Annotated in this window: 8 protein-coding genes and 4 tRNA genes; all 12 read left to right on the forward strand. The window is 26.6% G+C overall.

Annotated features, from left to right (window positions below; translation table 11 throughout):
- The first annotated feature begins 43 nt into the window (after positions 1-43).
- The 12 genes from ACRC8M_RS07360 (at position 44) to ACRC8M_RS07415 (ending at position 9404) form a co-directional block, all read left to right on the forward strand.
- Positions 44-119: transfer RNA gene (locus ACRC8M_RS07360), tRNA-Asn, on the forward strand.
- 127 nt (positions 120-246) lie between these two features.
- Positions 247-1860, forward strand: coding sequence for a hypothetical protein (locus ACRC8M_RS07365; RefSeq protein ID WP_438528544.1), 1614 nt, complete (start codon positions 247-249; stop codon positions 1858-1860).
- Positions 1860-3095: a sugar transferase gene (locus tag ACRC8M_RS07370; protein ID WP_438528545.1), complete on the forward strand. Its 1236-nt coding sequence runs from the start codon at positions 1860-1862 to the stop codon at positions 3093-3095. The genes ACRC8M_RS07365 and ACRC8M_RS07370 overlap by 1 nt, the downstream gene beginning before the upstream one ends.
- Positions 3096-3100: 5 nt before the next feature.
- A complete protein-coding gene (locus ACRC8M_RS07375) occupies positions 3101-3898 on the forward strand; it encodes a glycosyltransferase family 2 protein (protein WP_438528546.1) in 798 nt (265 codons plus the stop codon).
- Complete coding sequence (locus ACRC8M_RS07380; protein ID WP_438528547.1) at positions 3899-4957, forward strand: glycosyltransferase; 1059 nt, start codon at positions 3899-3901, stop codon at positions 4955-4957.
- A complete protein-coding gene (locus ACRC8M_RS07385) occupies positions 4954-6075 on the forward strand; it encodes an EpsG family protein (protein ID WP_438528548.1) in 1122 nt (373 codons plus the stop codon). The genes ACRC8M_RS07380 and ACRC8M_RS07385 overlap by 4 nt, the downstream gene beginning before the upstream one ends.
- A gap of 13 nt (positions 6076-6088) precedes the next feature.
- A complete protein-coding gene (locus ACRC8M_RS07390; protein ID WP_438528549.1) occupies positions 6089-7204 on the forward strand; it encodes a glycosyltransferase family 4 protein in 1116 nt (371 codons plus the stop codon).
- On the forward strand, positions 7186-8172 hold the full coding sequence (locus tag ACRC8M_RS07395; protein WP_438528550.1) for a glycosyltransferase: 987 nt from the start codon (positions 7186-7188) through the stop codon (positions 8170-8172). Before ACRC8M_RS07390 ends, ACRC8M_RS07395 begins: the two co-directional genes overlap by 19 nt.
- 8 nt (positions 8173-8180) lie before the next feature.
- On the forward strand, positions 8181-8942 hold the full coding sequence (locus ACRC8M_RS07400) for a glycosyltransferase (RefSeq protein WP_438528551.1): 762 nt from the start codon (positions 8181-8183) through the stop codon (positions 8940-8942).
- 182 nt (positions 8943-9124) lie between these two features.
- A tRNA-Leu gene (locus tag ACRC8M_RS07405) sits at positions 9125-9212 on the forward strand.
- A gap of 9 nt (positions 9213-9221) precedes the next feature.
- A tRNA-Met gene (locus ACRC8M_RS07410) sits at positions 9222-9297 on the forward strand.
- Positions 9298-9328: 31 nt separating this feature from the next.
- Positions 9329-9404: transfer RNA gene (locus ACRC8M_RS07415), tRNA-Gly, on the forward strand.
- Positions 9405-9465: the final 61 nt, after the last annotated feature.

Below are 9465 nucleotides of genomic sequence, written 5' to 3' on the forward strand. Positions count from 1 at the left end.
GCAGCCCCCTGGGAGGATAGGAAGTTGCCAATCTTAAAAAAGTGCTTCTTTAGCTCAGTTGGTAGAGCGCACGACTGTTAATCGTGTTGTCGCTGGTTCGAGCCCAGCAAGAAGCGCCATTTTTTTATTTTTTGGAAAAATAATTTACTATAAAGAGCTTTTTAGCTCTTTTTTTTATGCAATTAATTCAATATAGTGTATAATATTAGGGAATTTAAAAATTTAAAAATGGGGTGAATGTAAAATATGATAAAAAAAGAAAAAGTAATAGTATCGATAATTTCTATATTAATAATAGTAATCGGTTTTATGCTATTATTTAATAGAAAAAAAATAGAAAATGTATTAAAAAATAATAAAAGTATTTCTAAAATATATGAAAATAGTGAGAAGAAAAAAAATGAGAAAATTTTTGATATAAAATTAAAAGATAATAAACTAAAAAGAATTCTAGAGAGTTTATCTCCAGATAAAATGGAAATGGTAGCTTCTATTTTAAAAGATGGAAAGTTAGTTGATTTTATAAATAATCCAAATATAGCTTCTTATTCAGAAAATACAGATTACAATAAAGCAGTAGAAAATGCTAAAGTTATAAAAGGTTTAAAAGAGTTAGCATTATTATCTCCAGAATTAGGGAAGTATTTTAAAGAGGATTTAATAAAGAATAATTTTGATAATAATATTAAAACTATTGAAAATAGACCTGAAGTTATAAAAATTAAAGACAGAATAACTAAACTATTACCAATAAAAAATAGTAAAGATACTTTTGATCAACTTTCAGAAGAAAACTTAATGGAAATAAGTGAAATTTTATCTAAATCTCCTATAACTGTTGAGTTTGTTGAAAAAAAAGATATGAAAAAATATGATTTAGAGGAAATTGTTGAGATAAGTAAAACTCTTTATAAAATTGGAAATGTAAATCCAAGTTTAGCAATAGAGATAGAAGAGATGCTAAAAGGATTTGATATTAGAAAAGCTGCTTTATATGGGGATTTATATGTTCAAGATGAAAAATACGAAAAAGAATTAAAAAAAGAATATGAAGAGAAAAACTATACCTTTGAAGATCCATTTATAAGATACAATCCATATGGAAGAACCCCATTGGCTTATGGTATGAAATATAAACCAAGTAGCGATACAGAACTATTAAAAGTAACAATAATGGGTACAGGTGGAATGCCTAATTTTAGTTATGAAAAAAAATATGTATCAGGAGATGTTTTGCCAATAGTTGGATTATATCCAAAAGCAGAAAATATAGTTTTAATTGAACAATTAAATCCAAGTGATAAAAAAGTTATAAAGAGTAAAAAGCTAAAGTTAAAGACAATGCCAATAGACGATAAATTACCAGCTATTTATATTGAAAAAAGAGTTCCAGGAAATATTCAACCAGGATTTAATTTGGCTTCTTATAATTTAAAGGATGAAGGGTTGCCATTTGCTTTTGATAGTATGGGAAATATAAGATATGTTTTAAAAACTGGAAAAGAGATGAGAAAAGTTAAGATTGAAAAAGAGGATTCAGGTGTCTGGGAAGTAAAGAATGATGAGGATAAATTTCAATTAGATATTTTAGGGAAGATACTTGGAAGAATTGGTAGAGATGATGAAGATGCAGCGAGTAAAAATAAAAAAACAAAATATTTAGTTAGAAATAATAATATATTAACAGTTGTGTCTTATAGAGATGAGGCTTATCCAACAGCCTTATTTTCAGAGTATGGTTTAGATTCTAAAGACGAAATATTTAAAGCAATTATATTTTATGATAAAAATGGAACTGATGAAAATATAATAGAGGATGGAGAAAGAGTCGTTCTTTATGAAGGAGATAGTGAGAATTAATGTTAAGAGCGTTTTATATAGGTATTTTAGGCATTCTATTTTTAATATTAACAAATTTATTAGGGTTAACATTAGAGACGAGTATTATAGGTATTGGAGTGTTTTCTTTTATAATGTTAGGACTATACCTATTTGATTTAATGAATTTTGATGTACCTAAGTATTCAATAAGAAATTATTTTACTGTAATCGGATTAAACTTTATATTCTTTTTTATTTGGTTTTTTATAAGTTGGGATTTTTGGTTGATTATATTTTTTATTTTGTTTGCTACAGTGACTATTTTTTTAAGAACACTTATAAATATGAGTGTTTACAGAATTAAACCGGTTACTATTTATGGAGCTGGAGAGTTAAAAGTTAATTTAGAAAAAAGTTTAGAAAAATTAGAGGGGTATAGTTATATTGGTTTTAATGATAATATTGATCAATTAGAAGACTTTGTAAAAATTAATAACATAAAATTATTATTATTAGGAAAGATTAAATTAGAAGAAAAAGAAATTGAAAAAATACTAAAAATAAAGTTAAGAAATACTCATGTAATGGGATATTTAGATTATATGTTAGAAATTGAAAAAAAAGTTGAAGTTTCATATATAAACGAAGAGTGGTTATTAAATGCCTATGGATTTGAGATTTTAAGAAGTAAATTTCAAAATAAGGTAAAAAGAGTTTTTGATATTGGAATGTCTATTGTAATAGGTGCTTTAACTTTTCCAATTATGATAGTTGCTGCTATAATTGTTAAAATAGAAAGTCCAGGACCAATTATATATTCTCAAGATAGAGTTGGAGAAAATGAAAAAGAGTTTCCTGTATATAAATTTAGAAGTATGAGACAGGATGCAGAGAAAGATGGTGCAAAATGGGCTCAAAAAAATGATCCAAGAGTCACAAAGTTCGGAAACTTTATGAGAAAAACAAGAATAGATGAATTACCTCAACTTTTAAATGTTATAAGAGGAGATATGAGTTTTATTGGTCCAAGACCTGAGAGAATGGTTTTTATAAAGGAGTTGGAAAAACAAATTCCGTATTATGGTTTAAGACATATGGTAAAACCAGGACTTACTGGATGGGCACAAGTAATGTATCCATATGGAGCAACAGTAGAAGATGCTAAAAATAAATTAGAGTATGATTTATATTATATAAAGTGTTATAGCTTATATTTGGATATAGTAATTTTATTTAAGACTTTAAAAACAGTTGTTTTTGGAAAAGGAAGGTAAGAGTGATGATAACTGTATTTACACCAACCTATAATAGAGAACAAACATTGAGGAGATTATATAAAAGTTTAAAAAATCAAACAGTGAAAAATTTTGAATGGATAGTTGTTGATGATGGTTCAAGTGATGGAACTGAAAAGTTAATAAAAGAATTTATAGATGAAGATGAGATTCCCATATTATATAAAAGAGTAAAAAACGGTGGGAAGATGAGAGCAATAAATATAGGTGTTTCTTTAGCTGAAAAAGAGTTTTTCTTTATTGTTGATAGTGACGATTATTTAAGTGAGAAAGCAATGGAAACAATAGAGGAAGAGATTGTAACCTTACCAGATGACTATGCAGGAATTGTATTCAGAAAAGTTGAAGTTTTTGACAATGGAGAAAGTGTAAGAAAAAATGAAACCTTTGGGGAAGCTCAAATAGATAGTAATCCTTTAGATATATTTTACAATAAAAACATATTGGGAGATAAGGCTGAAATAGTTAAAACTTCTATAATGAGAGAGTATCCATTTCCAGAAATAGAGAATGAAAAATTTATTCCAGAAGGATATATTTGGAATCAAATAGGTGAAAACTATATTTTTAGATACATAGATAAGGGTATATATTACTATCAATATCTAGACGATGGTTATACTAGAAAATTTAATGAGATAATAAAAAATAATCCTAAAGGATTAAAATTATATTACCAATATATGTTGAGAAAAAAAATTCCAATTAAAAATAAATTTAAATTTTTAATTAGATTTTTCCAATCGATGTATTACGATTGGAAAAAAGAAAAGGAGAATTAAATGAAAATACTTCACATAATAACATCTTTAGAATTAGGTGGAGCAGAAAAGCTACTATTAGATTTAATTCCAGCTCAAAAAAAACAGGGAATGGAAGTAGAGTTGTTAGTTTTAGATACTAAAAATGAAAAGTTTTTAGAAGAGTATAAAAAAAGAGGTGTAAAAGTTTACACTCTTAAAGCAAATGATAAATTTAGTTTAAGAAATCCATTTGAAATATTTAAAATAGTAAAAGAAAATAAAATAGATATAGTTCATGCTCATCTTGTTCATGCTCAAATTTGGACAAGTGTTGCAAAATACTTAAATAAAAAAGTGGTGTATATAACAACAGAACACAGTACACATAATAGAAGAAGAGAAAAATGGGTATATAAGATTTTAGATAAATTTATATATAGTTCTTATGATAAAGTAATAGCAATATCTGAAGCTACTGCTAGGGAACTTATGAGATGGGTAGGATTAAATATAAATAAAATAGAGGTTATACCCAACGGAGTTTCATTAAGAGCATTTATGGGAAAACCTAAAGATAGAAAAGGAAATAATTTAATAATGGTTTCAAGATTCCATTCATCTAAAGATCACTTAACAGTAGTACGAGCAATGGAAAAATTGCCAAAAGATTATATTTTAACTTTTGTTGGAGAAGGAGAAACTCAAGAGGCTGTAAAGCGTGAAGTTTTAATGTTAAATTTAAATGATAGAGTTCAATTTTTAGGTTATTCAAATTCTATTCCGGCACTTTTAAAAAGAAGCGATATAGCTATACAATCATCTAATTTTGAAGGATTTGGGCTAAGTGCATTAGAGGCTATGGCAGCAGGAACTCCTATTGTAGCAAGTGATGTAGAGGGGTTAGCTAATGTTGTTGGAGATAGTGGACTTCTTTTTAAATTGGGAGATGTAAATGATTTAGTTAAAAAAATTATGAGTTTAGAAGATCAAAAATATTATTTTGAAAAAAGTAAAGCAGGAATAAAAAATAGCTTAATATATTCAATTGAAGGAACAGCAAAAAAATATATAAATATTTATAAAGAGGAACTAAAATGATTTTTATATCAATAGCTTTGATATTATTGATGCTAGGAGTTTATGATGTTTTTTCAGAAAATAAAGTTCAAAAAGAAAGGATCTTAAAAGGTATAATTATTATCTTAACTATATTTTTAGGGACGAGAGGATTTTTAGGATGGGATTGGTATTTTTATTACCCATCCTTTATGAACTCAACTTATATTTATGAAAAAGGGTATATGTTATATACCTCTTTGATTAGAGGCTTTTTTAGAAATTATATTTTTTATCAATTGATAACTACAACTATTGATTTTATAGCTTTATATTTTATATTTAAAAAATATTGTAAATATCCAATAATGGCATTTGCAATATTTTTTAGTATTCAAGGATTACATATTGAAGTTGAACTATTAAGAAATATAAAAGCAATGATTTTATTCTTATTCTCTATTCAATATATAAAAGAGAGGAAAATAGCTCCTTTTTTGATTTTAAATATATTAGGAATACTATTTCATACAAGTGCAGTATTTTATTTACCAATGTATTTTATTTTAAATTATAATTATAAAAATAAAATTATAATGGGTATTTTTATATTAGGAAGTATGTATTATTTACTAGACTTAAAAATTTTCCACTTAATTTTTAACTTAAATTTCGAATATTTACCTGAAACTCTTGAAAATAAATTAATTAACTATAGAGATGTAGTTCCTAAAGAGTTAATAAGAGGGTTAAATTTATTCTATTTAGAAAGAGCTTTAATATTTTTCTTAGCATATAAATATGAAAAGGATTTAATCATAAAAAATAGTGCTTATATTTGGATATCTATATTTCTTTTTACTTCAGAGCTTTCTATAGTTTCATTAAGAATAGGAATACTATTTATTTATGGGGCTTGGTTAGTTTTAACAAGAGCTATAGAAAATGTAAAAAATAAGAAAATTTTGCTAATGATTATATGTTTTCTATGTTTTGTAAGAATCTATAAAAGTATGATGTTTCCAGGAAACCAAATAAATTATAAATATGAAAATGCTATTTTTAATAAATTAAATTATGAGAAAAGAGAGAAGGAACTGATTGAAAGTAAAAAATACTTGAAAGAAAGTCATGGAAAAGAACTATTAATACAATATTAATTGAGAGGTATTTATGAAAAAGTTAAAAATATTTTTTACTGCAAATGTACTTTGGGATATATATATATTCAGATATGGAGTTATAAAAGCATTGATAGATGATGGTCATGAGGTGGTAGCTGTAGCTCCAAAAGATTCTAGAATAGATTTTCCAAAAGAACTTGGAATTAGACACATTCCTATAGAGTTAAGTTTAAGAGGAGTAAATCCTGTAAAGGATTTTCAATTATTTCTTCAATTAAAAAATATTTATATTGAAGAGAAGCCAGATATTATTTTTCATTATACAATTAAACCAAATATTTATGGAACTTTAGCAGCTAAATGTGCGAAGATTCCAAGTATAGCAGTTTTAACAGGGTTAGGTTATTCTTTTGTCGAAGGAGGAGTTGTTTCTAAAATAGCTAAAACTTTATATAAAATTTCTTTAAACTACTCGAAAGAGGTTTGGGTTTTAAATCAAGATGATAGAAAACGTTTAATAGATGAAAATATTGTGAATGAGAAAAAAATATTCATTCTTCCTGGAGAAGGAGTTAATACAGAGAAATTCAAACCAATTTTAAGAGAGCCAAATAAAGAGTTAATTTTTTTAATGGTAGCTAGAGCTTTTTATGATAAAGGTGTTAGAGAATATGTTGAAGCTGCTAGAATAATTAAAGAAAAAAAATATAAAGTTAAATTTTTATTTTTAGGTGCTTTAGGTGGAGATGCAGCAAACGGTGTAAATGAGGCTAAAATGAGAGAGTATGAAAAAACAGGGATATTAGAGTACTTAGGACATCGTAAGGATGTAGAAAACGTTATAAACTCATCTGATTGTGTAGTTTTACCATCTTATAGAGAGGGAATCTCTAAAGTTTTAATGGAAGCTGCAAGCATGGAAAAACCAATAATTGCAACAAATGTAACTGGATGTAAAGAAATTATTGAGGATAATAAAAATGGTTATTTAGTTAATGTAAAAGATTCGATAGATTTATCAGAAAAGATTGAGAAGTTTATTAATTTATCAAATGAAGCGAGAGATGAAATGGGAAAAAATGGACGTAAAAAGATACTAAATGAATTTGATGAAAAAATAATAATAGAGATATATAGGAGAAAGTTATGGAACTTACATTTATAGTACCAGTTTATAATGTTGAAACTTTTTTAGAAGAATGTTTAGATAGTATATATAAGGTGGAGAATATAGAGTACGAAGTTATTTTGGTAAATGATGGTTCAACAGATAGAAGTTTAGATATTTTAAAAAAATATAAAGAAAAATATCCAGAGATAACAAAAATTATAGACAAAACAAATGGTGGATTATCATCAGCAAGAAACGCTGGGATAAGGGATGCAAAAGGTGAATATCTATCGTTTATAGATAGTGACGATATAATTGATTCTAAGGGATTTGAAGAGTTTTTTAAAGAGGGTCAAAAATTAGATTTGGATATAATGGTTGGGAATATGAGATATTTTTCTGTTGAAAAAATTGGAGAACCTCTTTTTAGATCTCAAGAAATTAAAGATTTTACAGTTGGAAAGGGAACTAAATTTTTTCTAACTCTTTTTCAAGGGACAAAATGTTTTAGAGAAGAGGTTGTAGATGATATTTATAGAAGAGACTTTATATGTGAAAATAAGTTGTATTTTCATGATAATTTGATACATGAAGATAGTTATTTCACTCCAATGGTTTATTTAAAAGCTAAAAGAGTTAAATATATAGATATAGCATTTTATTATTATAGACAGAGAAGTGGTAGCATAATGAGTGTTATAACAGATAAAAGTATAAACTCTCTTGAAAAAATTTGTTATATGCTCTTAAATGAATATAGTAAAACAGATGATTATGGAAGAGAGGCATTATCAAAACTTTTACCAAGTTTCTATAAAGTTGTTGTTTATAGATATATAAATTCTAATAAAAATTATAAAGAAAAATTAAAAAATTATAGAACAATTTTTAAGGATGTAAAAGGTATAAAAAATAGAAACTTTGAAGAGATATTAGTTTATATCGCTCCTAAATTTTCTAATTTATTAAGAAAGTTAATGAGAAAAGATATAGGAAATACTCAAAAAATACCTAATTTCTAGGAGGAGTTATGGAAAAAAAGATACATTACATCTGGTTAGGAAGAGGACCTAAACCAAATATAATGGATATATGTATAAACTCATGGAGAGAAAAACTTCCAAATTATGAAATAATAGAGTGGAACGAAGATAATTTAGATTTTTATAATGAAATAAAAAAAAATAGGTTTTTAGAAGAGTGTTATAAAAGAAAATTATGGGCATTTTTATCAGACTATTTTCGTGTTAAAGTTTTATATGAAAATGGTGGAATTTATTTAGATTCAGATATGCAAATTTTAAAATCCTTGGATATATTTTTAGAGGATAAGCTATTTTTAGGAATGGAAGATGAAAATCAACCAAGTGCAGGAATAATAGGAGCAGAAAAAGGTCATATATTTTTTAAAAAAATGTTAGAGTTTTATGAAAATGATATTTGGAATATAAATGTATATACAATTCCAGCTATAATTCAGTATTTATTAAAAAGAGATTATAGCTTTATAGGAGAAAATAAAATTATAGAGTTAAAAGATGGAATAAAAATCTATCCATATGAATATTTTTATCCATATCATTTTACAGAAGAATTTTCTTATGAAAAAATAACTGAAAATACATATGGAATACACTGGTGGGGAAAAAGTTGGCATGGAAATAATAAAAAACTTTATTTTTTAGAGTTTAAAACTTTAAAAGGTTATAAAAAAAAGCTAATAAATTTACTTATTTTTTTAAATATTTTAGAACCAATTAGAAAATTTTATGAAAAATTTATAAAAAAATAATAATAGGATACCTTTTAAAAACCATTGAAAAATAAAGGTTTTTAAAAGGTATCCAAGAAAATGAAAAAAAACTTTAAAAAAAATAAAAAAACTTGTTGACTTTGTTTATAATTTATGATATTATTATTAATGTCCGTGAGGGACAGCGAAGCGCGAAAGCGACAAGCTCCTTCAACTAGGAAGCCTGGGTGGCGGAATAGGTAGACGCACAGGACTTAAAATCCTGAGCTATCTGATAGCGTGCCGGTTCGATTCCGGCCCCAGGCACCACTTATATATCGCGGGGTAGAGCAGTTGGCAGCTCGTCGGGCTCATAACCCGAAGGTCGTTGGTTCGAATCCAGCCCCCGCCACCAAAACAACTAAATAATAAAGATGGAATAATATGCGGGAGTAGCTCAGTTGGTAGAGCGTCAGCCTTCCAAGCTGAATGTCGCGAGTTCGACCCTCGTCTCCCGCTCCATAAAAAATGCGTCATTAGCTCAGATGGTAGAGCACACGACTTTTAATCGTGTTGTCACTGG

The sequence above is a fragment of the Cetobacterium sp. genome, from assembly GCF_051653945.1.
Taxonomy (GTDB): Bacteria; Fusobacteriota; Fusobacteriia; order Fusobacteriales; family Fusobacteriaceae; genus Cetobacterium_A.